Origin of the sequence: Seohaeicola saemankumensis, from assembly GCF_042678485.1 — a bacterium.
Lineage (GTDB): Bacteria > Pseudomonadota > Alphaproteobacteria > Rhodobacterales > Rhodobacteraceae > Seohaeicola > Seohaeicola saemankumensis.
The window spans coordinates 733,370-750,931 of record NZ_JBHTKR010000001.1; the positions used below are offsets into that span (position 1 = coordinate 733,370).

Consider the following 17,562-nt stretch of genomic DNA (forward strand, 5'->3'; position numbering starts at 1 on the left):
AAGCCTGCGGTCAGGCTTTCCAGCGGACAGGCACCGAAAGGGGGCCGCGAAAGGCCCATCCGGCAAAGGGGGCGGGCCCGTCAAGCGCCAGGTCGGGCAGATGTGCAAAGGCGGGCAGGGCCACATCGGCGATGAGCGCGCGCGCGGCGGCGGCGCCGGCGCAGAAATGCGGACCCGCGCCGAAGCTGATGGCGGGGCCGGTATCGCGGGAGATGTCGAAACGGTCGGGGGCGTCGAAATGCGCCTCGTCCCGCCCGGCGGAGGAGAACATGAAGAAGACGCGATCCTCGGGCTGAAAGGTGACGCCACAGGTCGTGTCGACCCGTGCGACACGGCGCGGAGACATCCCGATGGGCGACATCCAGCGGGCATATTCGTCGAAGGCCTGCGCCCATGTGGCATGACCCGCATGGATCCTTGCCAGCTGGTCGGGGTGGCGCAGCAGCGCCCAGATCGTGCCGGCGATGGCGTCGCGCGGTTCGTTCTGCCCGCCCGAGATGATCAGCTTGATATTGGCGCGGATGCTGCCCATCGGCAGGCCCGCCACGCGCATCACCGACAGGGCGGAATGATCGGGCCGCGCCGTCACCTCGGGCAGCATCATGTCGATATGCGCGTCGATCGAGGCGGTGCAGTCATGGCAATGCGCCTCGATCGCGGGATCGCCCGCGTAATTGGCGCAGCCGTCGATCATGCCCTGGCTCACGCGGTCCATCTCGGGGGCGGGCATCCGGCGCAGGCCGGTGATCGCCTTGAGCGCCTCGGCCGAGACGGGCATGGCGTAGTCGCGCACCAGGTCGCAGCGGCCTTTTGGTTTCAGATCGGCCAGAATGGTTTCGGCGGCGGCGCTGAATTCCGCCAGCCAGTGGTCACGCACCGTGCGCGGGCTGAGCGCGGGAAAGAGCGCGCGGCGTTCCGCCTGATGGTCCGCACCGTCCTTGCGCATCATGTTTTCGCCCATCAGCCGCGTCATGAGCCCGTCAGGCTGCAGGCTTGAAAACACCTCGATCCGTTTTTCCTGGGTGAAGATGTCATCGCGCCGGGTAAAGAGCGTGGCGCCCAGTTCCGGCACGAAGGTCACGGGGGCCTCGGCCCGCATGCGCGCCAGTACCGGGTAGGGATCGGCGCGAAAGGCGGCAGGGTCGATATGGGTGACGGGGGCGTCGGACATGGTGGGGCCTTGCTTTGGGCGTTGCCCGCAGTCTGATCCGCCACCCGCCGTCGCGCAAGCCCTGGCGGCCGCTTCAGCGCGTTGTCAGCGTCTCCAGCAGGTAGTCCAGCGCACGCTCTTCGCGGGTCAGCCGGTCGCGGTAGGGGCCTTCATAACCGCCGCGTTCATAATAGCGCTGCCGATCCTTCCGGTCGCGGTCGCGGCGTGAGGGCCGTGAGAACGAGGGCCGCGAATAGGAGGGGCGTGAATAGGACGCGCGCGCCCGGCCCGATCCACGGCTGCCATCCGATGCGCGTGCCGGGGTCAGGTGCAGCAGTGTCGGGGCGACATAGGCGGTGCCCGCAGCCAGGCCGATCCGGGTCAGCAGGCGGCGGCGTGACAGGTTCGGGGTGTCGTCGGTTGTCATGGTGGATTCTCCGGCAGCGGCGGCGCAGGTTGCGCCCCTTCATGACATAACGGGAGGGCGGGCAGAATATTCCTGCAGATCACGGCATCGTGAGGTTGACGCAAGGGGCAAGAAACCGCCGGTCAAGGCAGGGTCAGCGGGCCATTTCCTTCATGCCGCGTTCGATTCCCGCAAGCGTCATGGGCACCATGCGATCCTCGAATATCTCGCGGATCATCTTGATGGACTGGGTATAGGACCAGTATTTTTCCGGCACGGGATTGATCCAGACATGGCTGGGCCACTGTTCGCGGGCGCGTTGCAGCCAGACCTGGCCCGCTTCGGCGTTCCAGTGTTCGTTGGCGCCGCCGGGATAGGCGATTTCGTAGGGAGACATGCTGGCGTCACCCACGAAGATGCATTTGTAATCGGATCCGTATGTACGCAGCACCTCCCATGTGGGGGTTTGCTGGTCCCAGCGGCGGCGGTTGTCGCGCCACACGCCCTCGTAAAGGCAATTGTGGAAATAGTAATATTCCAGGTGCTTGAACTCGGTCCGCGCGGCGGAAAACAGTTCTTCCACCACCTTGACATGCGGGTCCATGGACCCGCCCGCATCCAGAAACAACAGCACCTTCACGGCGTTGCGCCGTTCGGGGCGGGTTTTCACATCCAGATAGCCCTGTTCGGCGGTCGAGCGGATCGTGCCATCCAGGTCCAGCTCTTCGGCGGCGCCGTCGCGCGCCCAGCGGCGCAGACGTTTCAGCGCCACCTTGATGTTGCGCGTGCCCAGCTCGACCGTATCGTCGAGGTTCTTGAACTCGCGCTTGTCCCAGACCTTGACCGCGCGCTGATGGCGCGACTTGTCCTGGCCGATGCGAACGCCCTCGGGGTTGTAGCCATGCGCCCCGAACGGCGAGGTGCCGGCGGTGCCGACCCATTTGCTGCCGCCCTGGTGGCGGCCTTTCTGTTCCTCGAGCCGCTGTTTCAGCGTCTCCATCAGCTTGTCGAAACCGCCAAGGGCCTTGATCTCTTCCATCTCTTCGGGGCTTAGGTGCTTTTCGGCCAGCTTTTCCAGCCATTCGGCGGGAATGTTCACGGCCTTCAGCACATCGTCCAGACGGATCTCTTCCAGCCCCTTGAAGGTTGCGGCGAAGGCGCGGTCGAACTTGTCGATGTTGCGCTCGTCCTTCACCATCGCGGTGCGGGCAAGATAGTAGAACCCTTCCACGTCATAGGTCACAAGACCGCGCGACATGCCTTCAAGGAAGGACAGGTATTCGCGCAGGCTGACCGGGACGCCGCCTTTCCTGAGATTGTCGAAGAAGGGCAGGAACATCGGATTTACAGCGCCGCGCGATGCACGAAGAGGGTGATGAACAGCCCCAGCAGCGCAAAGGCGATGGCATAGGCGGCCGCATATTGGCCGATGTCCATCTTGTTGCCCTTGCGTCTTGCGGCTGTCATGCCGCCGATGATGGCCCCCAGTAGCGCCGCGCCAAGTACGATCATATTCGCCCGTTTCTCCTGTACAGCGGACTGAGGGCGCCGATCTCGCGCATCTTGGCGCGAATGGCCCCTTCCGCCCCGAACCCGTAACGCGCCCAGCCCAGACTGTCCAGCCGCACGGCCTGCGCCTCGACGCCGCGTCCCGACAGGTCCAGCCCCTCGGCGCGCAGCATGTTGAGGGTGGCGACAAGGGCCGCGTTCTCGTGGCGGATGACGACGGGCAGGATCGCGCTGACAAGTTCGACAGCCTCGGGCCCGTTGCCCTGCGCCACCAGATAGGCGGCCAGCTGGGCGCTGACCAGGCCGCGGTACATCGCGTATTCGGGCCGCCGCGCAAAGATCGCATCGGCCTGGCGGAAGTGTTCGACCGCTGCCACAGGATCAAGCGGCAGGACCAGCCGGCCCATCACGTAATGGGAAAAGCCCAGTCGATGATCCTGAAGCCGCATGACCCGCGCGATATCAAGCGCGCGTTCACCTGCGGCGCGGCGCGCCGCGGGCGTGGCGCCCGGACCCAGCGCCGTCTGCATCGCGGCCGACCAGGGGCGCGGCGTATCGGCATCGCGGCGCGGGGCAAGACCCTGTCCGGCGGGATTGATGCGCGCAAGGATCGTGGGCAGCCGCGTGGCGACCTCGGCGCGTGTCATGCCGGATTGCAGTTCCGGCGCATAGATCGCGCGCAGGATCATCATGTCATAGCCGGTCAGTACGGCATGGACGTTGTCATCGTTGAAGACCGATTGCGGCAGCCGGTAAAGATCGTTGAGCGGCCCCAGCGCCTGTGCCAGTTCCTCGTGCAGGCAATCGCGTACCTCTTGCGGGCTGGCATCATTGGGCAGGAAAATCGCCATGCGATCGCGCCGGGTCAGGCGGGCCCAGTCGGTGCGCGGGCTGCGCCGCGCCAGACGGAATTCGGACAGGCGCGAGATGTTGGGCACGACGAAACAGGCGGCCTGCGGCAGGTGGCTGCGGATATCCGCGCGGCTGACAGCCTCGATGGTGATATGGGCGTCGGCCTGGCCGGTATGGGCGATGTCGATCCCGGCCTCGGTACGCAGGCGGAACAAAAGCCGGTTGAGATCGGAATTCAGCGTGGGCGGCGGATTGCCCGTGACGCGGACCGTCACCGGCCCCTCGAACCGGGTCAGGACGGGCAGCGATCGGCCCGATTCCAGTTCGAACGCGAGGTCGATCACATCGCGCAGCAGATCGCTGTTGGAGATTGCGAAGGTTTCGGGCTGCGGTGCCGCAAAAACGCGCATCGGTGGCAGGTCGTTGTCGATCATGGCCATGGCGCGGCTGGGCATCTCGGTCTGGGCGCCGGGCATGCAGGCCCCCAGCAAGAGAAACACTGGAAAAAAGAAACGAGGAAACAGCCCTTTCATTCCTGGTACACCCCGCGTTTGCCCCCGAAACGATCGTTGAACTGCCGATCGCGCGCCGTGCCGCCGGCGGTGATCCCGGCAGGCTGCAGGCCGACTTGCGCCGGTTGGGGCAGCAAGCGGTCAAGGCTGCGCAAAACAAGCGTGGCAAGCTGCACCCAATGGGTGCGGCGCGGTGTCGTGTCTGTCATGTCCTGCCCTTCGTTAATGTGTTCGGCTGGACTGTCGCCACCCTTCCTGACCGGGCTAAGGACGACGTGCGGCAAGTTTGTGGCTTTTTGCCAGATTAGCCCCCGCATGCCGGTCCGGCAAGCGGGGGCGCTGTGTGTCATCGCGCGGCGGAACTGGTGCCGCCACCTGTCAGCGCTTCAGCGCTGCGCGCGGGCCATGAAGGCAAGCCGTTCGAACAGATGCACGTCCTGTTCGTTCTTCAGCAGCGCGCCGTGCAGCTTGGGCAGGGCATTGGCGCCATCGCGCTTTAGATCCTCGGGCGCCAGATCCTCGGCCAGCAGCAGCTTGAGCCAGTCCAGCACCTCGGAGGTGGAGGGTTTCTTCTTCAGCCCCGGCGTCTCGCGCAGTTCATAGAATTGCGTCAGCGCCGTGGTCAGCAGCTTTTCCTTGATGCCGGGGTGATGCACGGCGACGATGCGGCGCATGGTGTCTTCGTCCGGGAAGCGGATGTAGTGGAAGAAACAGCGCCGCAGGAAGGCGTCGGGCAGTTCCTTTTCGTTGTTCGAGGTGATGATCACGATCGGACGCTGGCGCGCGCGGATCGTCTCGCCGGTCTCGTAGACGAAGAATTCCATCCGGTCGAGTTCCTGCAACAGGTCGTTGGGAAACTCGATATCGGCCTTGTCGACCTCGTCGATCAGCAGCACGACCTTTTCGTCGGCCTCGAACGCCTGCCACAGCTTGCCCTTGCGGATGTAGTTCTTGACGTCATTGACGCGCGCATCGCCCAACTGGCTGTCGCGCAACCGGCTGACCGCGTCATATTCATAAAGCCCCTGCTGGGCGCGGGTGGTGGATTTGATGTTCCATTCGATCATCCGCAGGCCCAGTGCGGCCGCCACCTGCCGGGCCAGTTCGGTCTTGCCCGTGCCGGGTTCGCCCTTGACCAGCAAAGGCCGCTCCAGCGTGACGGCGGCATTGACCGCGACGGTCAGGTCTTCGGTGGCCACATAGGCTTCGGTGCCTTCGAATTTCATCGTATCTCCAACCTGATGAACAGTTTTGTTGCGGCACACTACCGCGAAGCCCCATTCCCTGCAATGCGGCCACAAAGGGGTAGTGACAATCCCTTGGTGCTGGGCTATTTGCACCGCCAGGGGGAGGCACCAGATGTCAAAGGAAGACGTAATGACAGATGTGGGCCTTTATGAGGGAGCAGACATGAAAGCCGAATCCTTTCATTCCACGGATTACACACCAGCCGAAGACGAACCCTTCATGAACGAGCGCCAGCTGGAATATTTCCGCAATGCGCTGTTGAGGTGGAAATCGGAGATACTTGAAGACAGCCGCGACACGATCGAGGGTCTTCAGGACGGCACGCGCAACATTCCAGACGTGGCAGACCGCGCCAGCGAGGAAACGGACCGCGCGCTGGAACTTCGGACCCGTGACCGTCAGCGCAAGCTGGTTGCCAAGATTGATGCGGCCCTGCGCCGGATCGATGACGGCGAATACGGCTATTGCGAGATGACGGGCGAGCCGATCAGCCTAAAGCGCCTGATCGCGCGTCCGATCGCCACCATGACACTTGAGGCGCAGGAGCGTCACGAGCGTCGCGAAAAGGTGCATCGCGACGATTGATGGCCGGGCCTGACCAGGATCAAGACCAAGACGCCGAAGCGGTGACGCTTCGGCGTTGTCGTTTGAAAGGAACCTCATGAGCCTTCTGGGGATGCGGGCCGTGGTGATCGGCGCCGGGATCGGCGGTCTGGCGGCGGCGCGCGCGCTGGCGCTGCGCGGTGCGGATGTGACTGTGCTGGAGCAGGCCCCAGAGATTGCCGAGGTGGGGGCGGGGCTGCAGATCAGCCCCAATGGCATGGCGGTGCTGCGGGCCCTTGGTCTTGAGGGGGGCTTGCGCGCCGCCTCGGTCCAGGCGCGCGCGGTCTGTCTGAAGGATCATCGCGACCGCCAGGTGGTGCGGCTGGATCTGGGGCGTCTGGCCGATTCGTCCTATCATTTCGTGCATCGCGCCGATCTGATCGACCTGCTGGCCGATGGCGCGCGCGAAGCCGGTGTGACGATCCGGCTGTCGCATCACGTGACAGCCGTCAACACAGGCGTGGAACCTGTCGTGCATCTGGCGACCGGCGACCGGATCGCGTCCGACCTGGTTCTGGGGGCGGATGGGCTGCATTCCGTGCTGCGACCGGTCCTGAACGGCGCGCAGACACCGTTCTTCACCGGCCAGGTAGCCTGGCGGGCTATCGTGCCGAACACCGACGCGCGCGGCCCCGAGGCCTGGGTGCACATGGGGCCTGGCCGCCATATCGTCAGCTATCCCCTGCGGGGGGGCAGCCTGCTGAACATCGTGGCAGTGCAGGAACGCAAGGCCTGGGCCGAGGAAGGCTGGCAGCAGGCCGATGATCCCGACAACCTGCGCGCCGCCTTCGCCGATTTCGGCAGCGCCCCGCGCGCGATGCTGGCCCAGGTGACCGAGGCCCGGCTATGGGGTCTGTTCCGGCATCCTGTCGCGCGGATCTGGCAGGGCGGGGGGCTGGCGCTTCTGGGCGATGCGGCCCATCCGACCTTGCCCTTCCTGGCGCAAGGCGCCTCCATGGCGCTGGAGGATGCCTGGGTGCTGGCGGATGAGCTGGCGCGCTGCGACAGCGTGGCGGCGGGGCTTGCCAGCTATCAGGCGCGGCGCGAGGCAAGGGCGCGCCGGGTGATCGCGGCGGCCAATGGCAATGCCTGGAAATACCATATCGGTTTTGCACCGCTGCGGCTGGCGGCCCATGCCGTGATGCGGTTGGGCGGCGCGGTCGCGCCAGATCGCATGATGCGACAGTTTTCCTGGCTCTACGATCACGATGTCACGGCAGAGTGACGCAGCCCATTCGCCGCTTCAATTGTCCAGCGTGATCCAGACGGGCACATGGTCCGACGGCTTTTCGCGCCCGCGCACGTGCTTGTCGATGCCGACCCCGGTCAGCATGTCGGCGCAGGATGGGCTGAGCAGCAAGTGGTCGATCCTGATGCCGTTGTTCCGTTCCCAGGCGCCCGCCTGATAATCCCAGAAGGAATAGTGCCCCGGCCCAAGAACGCGGGCGCGGAACGCGTCGGTCAGGCCCAGGTTGACGATCCGGCGAAAGGCCGCGCGGCTTTCGGGCAGGGCAAGGGCATCGTCGCGCCAGGCTTCGGGTTTTGCCGCATCCTCGTCCTGCGGGATGATGTTGTAATCGCCCGCCATCAGAAACGGCATTTCCTCGGCCAGCAGCACCTTGGCGCGGGCTTTCAGGCGTTCCATCCAGGCCAGTTTGTAATCGTATTTCGGCCCCGGCGCGGGGTTGCCGTTGGGCAGGTACAGCCCGCAGATGCGGATCGCCTGGCGGCCCACCACGGTGGCCTCGATATAGCGGGCCTGTTCGTCGTCATCGTCACCGGGAAGGCCGCGCGTCACATCCTCGAGCGGCAGTTTCGACAGGATCGCCACCCCGTTGAAGGATTTCTGCCCATGGGTTTCGACGTTGTAGCCGCGTTCTTCGAAGATCTCGCGCGGGAAGCCCTCGTCGACCGACTTGATCTCTTGCAGGAGCGCGATGTCGGGCTGTTCTTCGTCCAGCCATTGCGGCAGCGCGTCGATCCGCGCCTTGATGCCGTTGATGTTGAATGTGGCGATCTTCATGGCGGCGCGTCCCCGGTTCTGGTCTGTCTTGCCCTGTCTATTCCGCAGAGGGATGGATCATGCAAGGCCACCCTGACGGGGCATGGGCGTCGCGTTCCTGATGTAACGCTTCAATTGCTGCCGACAAATGACTGATTACATTGAAAAAGAAATGCCGCATCCGCAAGAGGACGAGGCGTTGGGATTGTCGATAACGAAACGCGCGCCGATCAGTTCCTCGGTAAAGTCGATGGTGGCGCCGGCCAGGAACGGCAGCGACACGGAATCGACGACCACGCGCTGGCCTTCGCCTTCCAGCACCAGATCGTCGGGCGCGGGCGCATCCAGCTTGATCTCGTATTGAAAGCCGGAACAACCTCCGCCTTCCACGGCCACGCGCAGGGCATGGCCCTGTCCTGCGGCGCCGATTTCGGCCAGCCGGGCAAAGGCGCGCGGGGTCACTTTGGGGGGCAGTTGCATGGCAGGGCTCCTCGACGGTTTCGCATCCATCCGAAAACGAATATATGGGGCCGCAGGACAGGGGACAAGGACCACAACCGCATGACAGCATCCTTTGCATCGGACCCCGCGCGGACGCGCGGCCGGCTGGTGCCCGAAGAGGAAAGCGCCTTTCGCACGCCGTTTCAACGCGATCGCGACAGGATCATCCATTCCAGCGCCTTCCGGCGCCTCAAGCACAAGACGCAGGTGTTCATCGAACACGAGGGCGATTATTTCCGCACGCGCCTGACCCATTCGATCGAGGTGGCGCAGGTGGCGCGCACCGTGGCAGGCGCGCTGGGGCTGAACGCGGAACTGACCGAGGCGGTGGCCCTGGCCCATGATCTTGGCCATCCCCCTTTCGGCCACACGGGCGAGGATGCGCTTCAGGCGCTGATGGCGCCCTATGGCGGGTTCGATCACAACGCGCAGGCCATCCGCATCGTCACATCGCTGGAACGGCACTATGCCGAATGGGACGGGCTGAACCTGACATGGGAGACGCTGGAAGGCATCGCCAAGCATAACGGGCCTGTTGTGGGCGCGATCCCGTATGCGCTGGCCGATTACAACGCGCGCCACGATCTGGAACTGCACACCCATGCCAGCGCCGAGGCGCAGGTGGCGGCCCTGGCCGATGACATCGCCTATAACAACCACGACCTGCATGACGGTTTGCGGGCCGAGCTGTTTTCAACCGACGAACTGGCCGAGTTGCCGATCCTCAAGGGCTGCTTCGCCGAGGTGGACAGGCTCTATCCCGGCCTCAACTACTATCGCCGCCGTCACGAGGCGCTGCGCCGGTTCTTCGGCATCCTTGTCTCTGACGTGATCGACGTCAGTCGCGCCAACCTGGCTGCGCTGAACCCGTCCTGCGCGCAGGACATCCGCGATGCGGGGCGGATGATGGTGCAATTCTCGCCCCATGTCTGGACCGACCTCAAGGTGATCCGCACCTTCCTGTTCCATCGCATGTATCGCGCGCCCGCCGTGGTCACGATGCGAAAATACGTGACCCAGGTGGTCAATGACCTGTTCCCGCTGTTCATGCGAGAGCCGCATCTGCTGCCCAAGCAATGGCGCAAGGATGTCGAAGAGGCCCGCGATCAGCAGGCGCTGGCGCGGATCGTGGCCGATTACATCGCAGGCATGACCGACCGTTTCGCGCTGCAGGAACATCACCGTTTGCTGGGATCGGACCCGGCAGATCGCCCGTCGGGCGTATGAAGGACATCCATCCATGACCGGACCCGAAGGCGCCGCCCTTGATCCCGTGACCGCCTTTGCACTGGTCGGCGCGCTTGGCGTGGGCGCGCAGCAACTGGCCTGGCGGCTGAACATGCCGGCCATCGTCTTCATGCTGCTGGCGGGGGTGCTGGCGGGGCCTGTTTTTGGCATTTTCGACCCGGCGCGCGATATCGAGGTGCTGAAGGGGCCGTTGATCTCGATCGCGGTGGCGATCATCCTGTTCGAGGGCGGTCTGACCCTGAACATCCATACCCTGCGCGACGCGGCGCAGGGGGTGATGCGGCTTGTGGTGATCGGCGCGCCCCTGGGATGGCTGCTGTCGACGCTGGCGCTGCGCCACGGTGCCGGGCTGAGCTGGGAGGCCGCGACCGTGTTCGGCGGCATCATGATCGTCACCGGCCCCACGGTGATCGCCCCCTTGCTGCGGTCGGCACGGCTGTCGCGTCGCCCTGCGGCGCTGCTGCAATGGGAGGCGATCGTGAACGATCCCATCGGTGCGCTGGCGGCCGTGCTGGCCTTTCAGGTGGTGATGGTGGCGCAGACCGGGGCCACGGCCCTGGCCGCGGCGCAACATCTTGCACTTGGTGTTCTGGTGGCCAGCGCCCTGGGGGCGGCGGGTGGTTTTGGGCTGGCCTATGCATTCCGGCGCGGCAAGGTGCCGGAATTCATGAAGGTGCCGGTGCTGTTCGTGACGCTATTGGGTATCTTTGCCCTGTCCGACAGTGTCCTGCACGAGAGCGGGCTGCTGGCGGTGACGATCATGGGGATCGTGATCGCCAATGCCAACCTGCCCAGCTACGAGGAACTGCGCCGCTTCAAGGAACATGCCACCGTGCTGCTGGTCTCGGGGGTGTTCATCCTGCTGGCGGCGGGCTTGGATTTTTCGGAACTGGCGCGGCTGGACTGGCGGGCGGTGATCTTCGTGCTGGCGGTGGTGCTGGTGGTGCGGCCGCTGACGGTGATGGTCTCGCTGGTGGGAACCGGTCTGCCCTGGGCCGAGCGCTGGCTGATCGCGCTGACCGGGCCGCGCGGTGTGGTCCTGGTGGCGGTGGCGGGCCTGTTCGGCGAACGTCTGAGCGCGCTGGGGATCGAGGACGGCGCCCTGATCGGCCCGCTGGCCTTTGCGCTGGTGGTGGCCACGGTGGTGCTGCATGGCTTTACCCTGACGCCCTTTGCCCGTTTCCTGGGGCTGACCGGGGGCGAAAAGCCGGGCCTGCTGCTGGTGGGCGGATCACGCTGGAGCACGGCCTTCGCCACGATCCTCAAACAGGCCGACGTGCCGGTGTTGATGACCGATCCCAACCATGGCCACCTGCGCGCGGCGCGCAGCCTGGGCATTTCGACCTTCTATGGCGATGTCCTGTCCGAGGCGGCCGAGCATAACATCGAGCTGGTCAGCTATGCCACGCTGGTGGCGGTGACGGACAATGACCCTTACAACACGCTGGTGGCTACCGACCTTGCGCCGGAATTCGGGCGCGAAAACGTCTATCAACTGACCCGCGAGAAAGAAAGCCGCGCACGGCATGCGCTGCCGTCCACGCTGGGCGGGCGCGCCTTCGCGCAGGGCAAGACCTATGCCGAGCTTGAGGGGATGATCCGCGACGGATGGGCGTTTCGCCTGACGCGGCTGACCGCCGCATACAGGCTTGAGGATTGGCGCGCCGAGATGGGTGACGCCCTGCTTGTCCTGGTGATCCAGCCCTCGGGCGATCTGCGCCTGCCCTTCAAGGGTGACACCCTGAAAGGCGGCGAGGGGGTGCGCCTTGTCTACATGGCGCCTCAGGGTGCGGGGCGCGGCGGGGATACGGCGCCCTCGCGACCGGGGGTGGATGACCTGCCCGCGGGGCCCGCCGCCAGGGCTGCTGCGGATTGACGCGGGCGCTGGCGGTGGTAAACCGCTGGCCAAAGCATGTGGCGCAAGGGGGGAACCTTTCTTGCGCCATCGAACATGCGTTGTCGTAAAGCCGGAGCGGGTTGCCTGACGCCACATGAACGCGGCATGCTCGGGTCGAAAGGATGAAGTGATGAACCTATTCACGCAGATGCGCGGCCATGTGCTGGACACGCTGGCAGACATGACCGCCGAAGGGCTGCTGCCGGCAGGGCTGGACACCGCCGCCATCACGGTCGAGCCGCCACGCGATGCCGCCCATGGCGACATGGCCACCAATGCCGCGATGGTGCTGGCCAAGCCCGCGGGCCAGAACCCGCGCGAGATCGCAACCGAACTGGCCCGCCGTCTGGCGACCGATCCGCGCATCCAGACCGCCGATGTGGCCGGGCCCGGCTTTATCAACCTGCGCCTGTCCGACAGGCTGTGGCAGGGTGTCGTGGGCGATATCCTCTCCGAGGGCGAGGGCTTTGGCCGCTCGACCATGGGGCAGGGCAAGCGGGTGAACGTGGAATATGTCAGCGCCAACCCCACAGGTCCGCTGCATGTGGGCCATACGCGGGGTGCGGTCTTTGGCGATGCGCTGGCCAGCCTGCTGGCCTATGCGGGCTATGACGTGACGCGCGAATATTACATCAACGACGGTGGCGCGCAGGTCGATGTTCTGGCCCGGTCCGTCTATCTGCGCTATCTCGAGGCGCGCGGACAGGACGTGGCCTTTGTCGATGGCACCTATCCCGGCGATTATCTGATCCCCGTGGGCCAGGCCCTGGCCGAGGTGCATGGCGATGATCTGGTCGGCAAGCCTGAATCCGAATGGCTTGAGGAAATCCGCGATTTTGCAACCGATGCGATGATGCACCTGATCCGCGAGGATCTGGCCTCGCTGGGTGTCGAGATGGACGTGTTCTTCAGCGAGAAGTCCCTTTACGGTACAGGCCGGATCGAGGCCGCGCTGAAAGCGCTCGACGACAAGGGGCTGATCTACGAAGGCGTGCTGGAGCCGCCGAAAGGCAAGACGCCCGAGGATTGGGAGCCGCGCGAACAGACGCTGTTCCGGTCCACCGCGCATGGTGACGACGTGGACCGCCCGGTCAAGAAATCCGACGGCGGCTGGACTTATTTCGCCCCCGATATCGCCTATCACTATGACAAGGTGGAACGCGGCTTTGACATGCTGATCGACGTCTTCGGCGCGGATCACGGCGGTTACGTCAAGCGCATGAAGGCGGCCGTGTCGGCCCTGTCGGACGGGCGTGTGTCGCTGGACATCAAGCTGTGCCAGCTGGTCAAGCTGTGGAAGAACGGCGAGCCCTTCAAGATGTCGAAACGCGCGGGCAATTTCGTCACCCTGCGCGATGTGGTCGAACAGGTCGGCCCCGGCGTCACCCGCTTTCACATGCTGACGCGCAAGAATGACGCGCCGCTGGATTTCGATTTCGACAAGGTGCTGGAACAGTCCAAGGACAACCCGGTCTTCTACGTCCAATACGCCCATGCGCGCGTGGCATCGGTGCTGCGCAAGGCGGCAGAGGCGGGGATTGACGTGTCGGATGCGGCCTTGCAGGCGGCCGACCTTTCGGGGCTGACCCATGAGGCGGAACTGAACGTGGCGCGCAAGCTGGCCGAATGGCCGCGTCTGGTCGAAATTGCCGCGCGCACCAATGAGCCGCATCGCGTGGCCTTCTATCTTTACGAACTGGCCAGCGATTTCCATTCGCTGTGGAACCGCGGGAACGATGAACCCGCCCTGCGCTTCGTGCAGGAGGGTGACAGCGCCACATCACAGGCGAAAATCGCCCTTGCCAAGGCCGTGGCCGTTGTCATTTCCGCAGGCCTTGGTATTCTTGGCGTCGAGGCTGTGGACGAGATGCGCTGACGGCAGGGAGTTCGGTTCGAAATCCCGCAGGAAAAAAGCGCACGAAAGGTCCGCGGTCCGAGGCAGAGCAACGAAACGCGGGGGGCGATGTATCCCCCGTGTCGGAAAGGCGGACATGGCAGACACCTTTGCAGAAGGGCGCGCCCCGGCGCGTGGATCGGGCCGATCCATCGGCAAGATGGCCAACCTGGCCGGGGCAGGCGTTTCGATCGCGCTGATCATTGGCGTGGCGGTTTGGGGCTACCGGCTGGTGATGCGCGACGTGAACGGCGTTCCCGTGGTGCGGGCCATGGAAGGCCCCATGCGGATCCAGCCTGAAACACCGGGCGGCAGCATGGCCGAGCATATCGGCCTTGCGGTCAACGAGGTGGCTGCAAACGGAACCGCAGCGCCTCCGCCGGATCGGATCGTGCTGGCGCCGCGCCCTGTCACGCTGGACGCCGAAGATGTGGCAACGGCCGAGCTGATGGCCGTGGCGCAGATATTTCCCATGCCGCAGCCCCCGGCCGCAGTCCCGGATACCGCAGAGGCGTCGGCCCTGGCCGCAGTCCCCGGCGGCCCGACCGGATCCCTGGCCGAAGCCGGACCGGTTGCCGACAGCGTGAACGGCGAGGCGCGGATCGAAACGGTCGCCATGACCCTGACCGAGCCGCAATCCATGTCGGTCATGGTCGATCAGATTCTGGCACAGGTCTTGCAGGGCGAGGCGGCCCCGGTTGATGCCGACACTGCCCTGGCCGCGATCGATTTGCCCAAGGTCGAAGGCGGTATCGGCCAATCGCTGCGCCCGCAGGCGCGGCCCGCGTCGATGGTGCGCCAGGCCGCCGTGCAGGCGGCTGCCGTCGCGGCCCCGGTTCCTGCCGTTCTGGATGTGGACCCCGACAAGATCCCCGCCGGCACACGCCTTGTACAACTGGGCGCCTATGACAGCCCCGAGGTGGCAAAGCGCGAATGGGACCGTATCGCGCTGCGTTTCGGTGACTATCTGGAAGGCAAGAGCCGGGTCATCCAGCTGGCTGAAAGCGGCGGGCGCAATTTCTACCGCCTGCGGGCGATGGGCTTTGCCGATATCAATGACGCGCGGCGGTTCTGTTCGGCCCTTGTGGCGGAACGTGCCGAATGCATCCCGGTCAGCGCAAAGTGAACCGTTTCGGGGCCACGATCCTTGACGCCGAAGGGCTGCGCCTGACGCAGGACGAAAAAGCGTTCTTCCGCGATGCCGACCCTTTCGGCTTCATCCTTTTCGCCCGCAACATCGACGCGCCCGATCAGGTGCGCGCGCTTTGCGACGAGATGCGCGAGGCGGTTGGCCGCGATGCCGTCATCACCATCGACCAGGAAGGCGGGCGCGTGCAGCGTCTGCGGGCGCCGCTCTGGCGGGAATGGCTGCCGGCGCTGGATCATGTGAATGCGGCGGGGGACAATGCCGCGCAGGCGATGTACCTGCGCTTTCGCATCATCGCCGCGGAACTGCGCGCGCTGGGGATCGACAGCAATTGCGCGCCGCTGGCTGATGTGGCCGGGCCCGCGACCCATCCGTTTCTGTATAACCGGTGTTACGGCACCGACCCGGCCCAGGTGGCGGCCATGGGCCGTGCGGTAGCGGATGGTCTTCTGGACGGTGGCGTATTGCCCGTGCTCAAGCACATCCCCGGCCATGGCCGCGCCACCGCCGACAGCCATCTTGACCTGCCGCGCGTCGCCGCATCGCTCGACGATCTGCGCGCCACCGATTTCGCGCCCTTCGCGGCGCTCAATGATCTGCCGATGGCGATGACCGCACACCTGGTCTACGCGGCGCTGGATGACGCCCCCGCAACGCTGTCGCCGCGGGTGATGCACCTGATCCGGGACGAGATCGGCTATGACGGTTTGATCATGACCGATGACATCTCGATGAAGGCGCTTCAGGGCGATCTGGGCCAGATCAGCCGGGACGCGCTGGCGGCGGGTTGCGATGTCGTGCTGCTGTGCAATGGCACGCTGCAGGACCGGCGCAGGGTGGCCGATGCCGCGGGTCGCATGACCCCGGCGGCGCAGCGGCGCGCCGAACAGGCACTGGCGGCGCGACATGCACCGGATTTGGTTGACATCGCGGCCTTGGACGCGCAGCTTGAGGCGCTTCTGGACGGGCGCTTGCATGGCTGACAACATCTTCGAGGATCAGGGACATCGCGATGGTCCCATGGGTGCGGCAGGCAGCGTGGCCGAACGGCTGGCCGCCGAGGCGCTGATCGTCGATGTCGAGGGTTTCGAAGGCCCGCTGGACCTGCTGCTGACGCTCAGCCGTACGCAGAAGGTCGATCTGCGCAAGATCAGCGTTCTGCAACTGGCCCGTCAATACCTGGCTTTCGTCGAACGCGCCAAGGCGCTGCGGCTGGAACTGGCTGCGGATTACCTGGTGATGGCGGCATGGCTGGCTTTTCTCAAGTCGCGGCTGCTGTTGCCGCCCGATCCGCTGGAAGAGGGACCCTCGGGCGAGGATCTGGCGGCACATCTGGCCTTTCAGCTGGAACGGTTGGCCGCGATGCGGGATGTGGCGGCGCGCCTGATGGCGCGCGACCAGAAGGGGCGCGATTTCTTCGCCCGTGGTGTGCCCGAGGATGTGATGCGTATTCGCACCGTGCGCTATAGCGCCACCTTGCTGGACCTGATGCAGGGCTATGCCCGTATTCGCACCCGCGACGAGTTTCGCCCCTTCGTGATGGACCGGGATTCGGTCTTTACCATGGAACAGGCGCTGGATCGGCTGCGCGGGCTGATCGGCTTTGCCGGCGCCTGGACCGATATTTCCAGCTATCTGCCAGAGGGCTGGCAAGATGACCCTGTGCGGCGCCGTTCGGCCACGGCGGCCACCTTCGCCGCCTCGCTGGAGCTGGTGAAGGAAGGGCGCGCCGAACTGCGCCAGTCAGACACGTTCGCGCCGATCCAGTTGCGCAAGCGCGAGGGGCGCGATGTCTGAGCCTGACGACATGACCGCCCCCGAGGATGATCCGCGCCGTGGCGATGCGGCCGAGGCCAAAGAGCAAAGCCTGTTCGAGGCCCCGCCCATGGGCGAGCAGGAACGCATGGTCGAGGCGATTCTCTTCGCCACCGCCGAACCCGTCACCGTGCGCGAACTGGAAGCCCGGATGCCGCATGGCTGCGACGCCGCCGAGGCGCTGGTGCATCTGCGCAAGCGCTATTCCGGGCGCGGGGTGCATCTGGTCAAGGTGGGCGATGCCTGGGCAATGCGTACGGCGCCTGACCTGGGCTTTCTGATGCAGAAGGAAACGGTCGAGACCCGCAAGCTGAGCCGTGCCGCGATCGAGACGCTGGCGATCATCGCCTATCATCAGCCTGTCACGCGTGCCGAGATCGAAGAGATCCGCGGCGTATCCGTCAGCCGGGGCACCGTGGACCAGTTGCTGGAGATGGAATGGATCCGCTTCGGGCGCCGCAAGATGACGCCGGGCCGGCCCGTGACCTTCGTGGTGACCGAAGGCTTCCTGGATCATTTCGGCCTGGAAAGCGCGCGCGATCTGCCGGGGCTGAAGGAATTGCGCGCCGCGGGCCTTCTGGACAACCGACCCTCGCCCGCCGCCATGCCGCAACTTGGTGACGGCGAGGAGCCCGAGGACGAGGCAAGCGAAGGGCAGAGCGAACTTTTCGAGGATTGAGGCCGGGATTTTCCGCGCCGACCCTTAAAATTCCTCAATTTCGTGATAGCTTTCGCATAGGGACAGGCCGGAAAATGTCCGCGTGCGTGTAAGGAGTGC

The 17,562-nt window shown here is 65.2% G+C and carries 18 protein-coding genes; 9 read left to right on the plus strand and 9 right to left on the minus strand.

The genetic code is table 11. The annotated features are described in order from the left end of the window. Positions 1 to 10: 10 nt before the first annotated feature. The 7 genes from ACFQ3C_RS03505 to ACFQ3C_RS03535 form a co-directional block, all read right to left on the minus strand. Positions 11 to 1,171, minus strand: a complete 1,161-nt coding sequence (locus ACFQ3C_RS03505; protein WP_380789035.1) for a cytochrome P450 — start codon at positions 1,169 to 1,171, stop codon at positions 11 to 13. A 73-nt stretch (positions 1,172 to 1,244) separates the two neighbouring features. Then, complete coding sequence (locus tag ACFQ3C_RS03510; protein WP_380789036.1) at positions 1,245 to 1,577, minus strand: hypothetical protein; 333 nt, start codon at positions 1,575 to 1,577, stop codon at positions 1,245 to 1,247. A 133-nt stretch (positions 1,578 to 1,710) separates the two neighbouring features. Then, on the minus strand, positions 1,711 to 2,895 hold the full coding sequence (locus ACFQ3C_RS03515; RefSeq protein WP_380789037.1) for a vWA domain-containing protein: 1,185 nt from the start codon (positions 2,893 to 2,895) through the stop codon (positions 1,711 to 1,713). A 5-nt stretch (positions 2,896 to 2,900) separates the two neighbouring features. Continuing rightward, the gene (locus ACFQ3C_RS03520; RefSeq protein WP_380789038.1) at positions 2,901 to 3,068 is read right to left on the minus strand and encodes an apolipoprotein acyltransferase; all 168 of its coding nucleotides are present in this window, start codon (positions 3,066 to 3,068) and stop codon (positions 2,901 to 2,903) included. Beyond that, positions 3,065 to 4,450, minus strand: coding sequence for a DUF2927 domain-containing protein (locus tag ACFQ3C_RS03525; RefSeq protein WP_380789039.1), 1,386 nt, complete (start codon positions 4,448 to 4,450; stop codon positions 3,065 to 3,067). The genes ACFQ3C_RS03520 and ACFQ3C_RS03525 overlap by 4 nt, the downstream gene beginning before the upstream one ends. Then, a complete protein-coding gene (locus ACFQ3C_RS03530) occupies positions 4,447 to 4,638 on the minus strand; it encodes a hypothetical protein (protein WP_380789040.1) in 192 nt (63 codons plus the stop codon). The genes ACFQ3C_RS03525 and ACFQ3C_RS03530 overlap by 4 nt, the downstream gene beginning before the upstream one ends. Positions 4,639 to 4,815: 177 nt before the next feature. Continuing rightward, positions 4,816 to 5,655, minus strand: a complete 840-nt coding sequence (locus tag ACFQ3C_RS03535; protein ID WP_380789041.1) for an AAA family ATPase — start codon at positions 5,653 to 5,655, stop codon at positions 4,816 to 4,818. A gap of 184 nt (positions 5,656 to 5,839) precedes the next feature. Between ACFQ3C_RS03535 and dksA the strand changes: the two genes are divergently transcribed. Then, complete coding sequence (gene dksA, locus ACFQ3C_RS03540) at positions 5,840 to 6,262, plus strand: RNA polymerase-binding protein DksA (RefSeq protein ID WP_380789118.1); 423 nt, start codon at positions 5,840 to 5,842, stop codon at positions 6,260 to 6,262. Between the two features lie 76 nt (positions 6,263 to 6,338). Continuing rightward, complete coding sequence (locus ACFQ3C_RS03545; protein ID WP_380789042.1) at positions 6,339 to 7,505, plus strand: FAD-dependent oxidoreductase; 1,167 nt, start codon at positions 6,339 to 6,341, stop codon at positions 7,503 to 7,505. A gap of 18 nt (positions 7,506 to 7,523) precedes the next feature. Here ACFQ3C_RS03545 and xth read toward each other — a convergent pair whose 3' ends face one another. Beyond that, positions 7,524 to 8,303 carry an exodeoxyribonuclease III gene (xth, locus tag ACFQ3C_RS03550; protein WP_380789043.1) on the minus strand — a complete coding sequence of 260 codons (780 nt, stop codon included), beginning with the start codon at positions 8,301 to 8,303 and terminating at the stop codon, positions 7,524 to 7,526. A 135-nt stretch (positions 8,304 to 8,438) separates the two neighbouring features. Then, the gene (locus tag ACFQ3C_RS03555) at positions 8,439 to 8,762 is read right to left on the minus strand and encodes a HesB/IscA family protein (protein ID WP_380789044.1); all 324 of its coding nucleotides are present in this window, start codon (positions 8,760 to 8,762) and stop codon (positions 8,439 to 8,441) included. A gap of 81 nt (positions 8,763 to 8,843) precedes the next feature. Here ACFQ3C_RS03555 and ACFQ3C_RS03560 point away from each other — a divergent pair, with 81 nt between their 5' ends. The 7 genes from ACFQ3C_RS03560 (at position 8,844) to scpB (ending at position 17,463) form a co-directional block, all read left to right on the plus strand. Further along, the gene (locus ACFQ3C_RS03560; protein WP_380789045.1) at positions 8,844 to 10,010 is read left to right on the plus strand and encodes a deoxyguanosinetriphosphate triphosphohydrolase; all 1,167 of its coding nucleotides are present in this window, start codon (positions 8,844 to 8,846) and stop codon (positions 10,008 to 10,010) included. 13 nt (positions 10,011 to 10,023) lie between these two features. Continuing rightward, a complete protein-coding gene (locus ACFQ3C_RS03565; RefSeq protein ID WP_380789046.1) occupies positions 10,024 to 11,907 on the plus strand; it encodes a cation:proton antiporter in 1,884 nt (627 codons plus the stop codon). A gap of 151 nt (positions 11,908 to 12,058) precedes the next feature. Then, positions 12,059 to 13,804 (plus strand): arginine--tRNA ligase, encoded by a 1,746-nt coding sequence (gene argS, locus ACFQ3C_RS03570; RefSeq protein WP_380789047.1) that lies wholly within the window; start codon positions 12,059 to 12,061, stop codon positions 13,802 to 13,804. A gap of 115 nt (positions 13,805 to 13,919) precedes the next feature. Further along, on the plus strand, positions 13,920 to 14,948 hold the full coding sequence (locus ACFQ3C_RS03575) for an SPOR domain-containing protein (protein ID WP_380789048.1): 1,029 nt from the start codon (positions 13,920 to 13,922) through the stop codon (positions 14,946 to 14,948). Continuing rightward, positions 14,924 to 15,952 (plus strand): beta-N-acetylhexosaminidase, encoded by a 1,029-nt coding sequence (gene nagZ, locus ACFQ3C_RS03580; RefSeq protein WP_380789049.1) that lies wholly within the window; start codon positions 14,924 to 14,926, stop codon positions 15,950 to 15,952. The genes ACFQ3C_RS03575 and nagZ overlap by 25 nt, the downstream gene beginning before the upstream one ends. Further along, the gene (locus tag ACFQ3C_RS03585) at positions 15,945 to 16,766 is read left to right on the plus strand and encodes a segregation and condensation protein A (RefSeq protein WP_380789050.1); all 822 of its coding nucleotides are present in this window, start codon (positions 15,945 to 15,947) and stop codon (positions 16,764 to 16,766) included. Before nagZ ends, ACFQ3C_RS03585 begins: the two co-directional genes overlap by 8 nt. 10 nt (positions 16,767 to 16,776) lie before the next feature. Then, positions 16,777 to 17,463 (plus strand): SMC-Scp complex subunit ScpB, encoded by a 687-nt coding sequence (scpB, locus tag ACFQ3C_RS03590; protein WP_380789119.1) that lies wholly within the window; start codon positions 16,777 to 16,779, stop codon positions 17,461 to 17,463. Positions 17,464 to 17,562 lie beyond the last annotated feature (99 nt).

Bases quoted from the DNA above. Each gene is read 5' to 3' on its own strand.
- ACFQ3C_RS03545 (WP_380789042.1), top strand. From the start codon at position 6,339: ATGAGCCTTCTGGGGATGCGGGCCGTGGTGATCGGCGCCGGGATCGGC.
- ACFQ3C_RS03555 (WP_380789044.1), bottom strand. From the start codon at position 8,762: ATGCAACTGCCCCCCAAAGTGACCCCGCGCGCCTTTGCCCGGCTGGCC.
- ACFQ3C_RS03515 (WP_380789037.1), bottom strand. From the start codon at position 2,895: ATGTTCCTGCCCTTCTTCGACAATCTCAGGAAAGGCGGCGTCCCGGTC.
- scpB (WP_380789119.1), top strand. From the start codon at position 16,777: ATGACCGCCCCCGAGGATGATCCGCGCCGTGGCGATGCGGCCGAGGCC.
- ACFQ3C_RS03520 (WP_380789038.1), bottom strand. From the start codon at position 3,068: ATGATCGTACTTGGCGCGGCGCTACTGGGGGCCATCATCGGCGGCATG.
- ACFQ3C_RS03560 (WP_380789045.1), top strand. From the start codon at position 8,844: ATGACAGCATCCTTTGCATCGGACCCCGCGCGGACGCGCGGCCGGCTG.
- argS (WP_380789047.1), top strand. From the start codon at position 12,059: ATGAACCTATTCACGCAGATGCGCGGCCATGTGCTGGACACGCTGGCA.
- ACFQ3C_RS03510 (WP_380789036.1), bottom strand. From the start codon at position 1,577: ATGACAACCGACGACACCCCGAACCTGTCACGCCGCCGCCTGCTGACC.
- ACFQ3C_RS03530 (WP_380789040.1), bottom strand. From the start codon at position 4,638: ATGACAGACACGACACCGCGCCGCACCCATTGGGTGCAGCTTGCCACG.
- ACFQ3C_RS03565 (WP_380789046.1), top strand. From the start codon at position 10,024: ATGACCGGACCCGAAGGCGCCGCCCTTGATCCCGTGACCGCCTTTGCA.
- ACFQ3C_RS03525 (WP_380789039.1), bottom strand. From the start codon at position 4,450: ATGAAAGGGCTGTTTCCTCGTTTCTTTTTTCCAGTGTTTCTCTTGCTG.
- xth (WP_380789043.1), bottom strand. From the start codon at position 8,303: ATGAAGATCGCCACATTCAACATCAACGGCATCAAGGCGCGGATCGAC.
- nagZ (WP_380789049.1), top strand. From the start codon at position 14,924: ATGCATCCCGGTCAGCGCAAAGTGAACCGTTTCGGGGCCACGATCCTT.
- ACFQ3C_RS03505 (WP_380789035.1), bottom strand. From the start codon at position 1,171: ATGTCCGACGCCCCCGTCACCCATATCGACCCTGCCGCCTTTCGCGCC.
- ACFQ3C_RS03575 (WP_380789048.1), top strand. From the start codon at position 13,920: ATGGCAGACACCTTTGCAGAAGGGCGCGCCCCGGCGCGTGGATCGGGC.
- dksA (WP_380789118.1), top strand. From the start codon at position 5,840: ATGAAAGCCGAATCCTTTCATTCCACGGATTACACACCAGCCGAAGAC.
- ACFQ3C_RS03535 (WP_380789041.1), bottom strand. From the start codon at position 5,655: ATGAAATTCGAAGGCACCGAAGCCTATGTGGCCACCGAAGACCTGACC.
- ACFQ3C_RS03585 (WP_380789050.1), top strand. From the start codon at position 15,945: ATGGCTGACAACATCTTCGAGGATCAGGGACATCGCGATGGTCCCATG.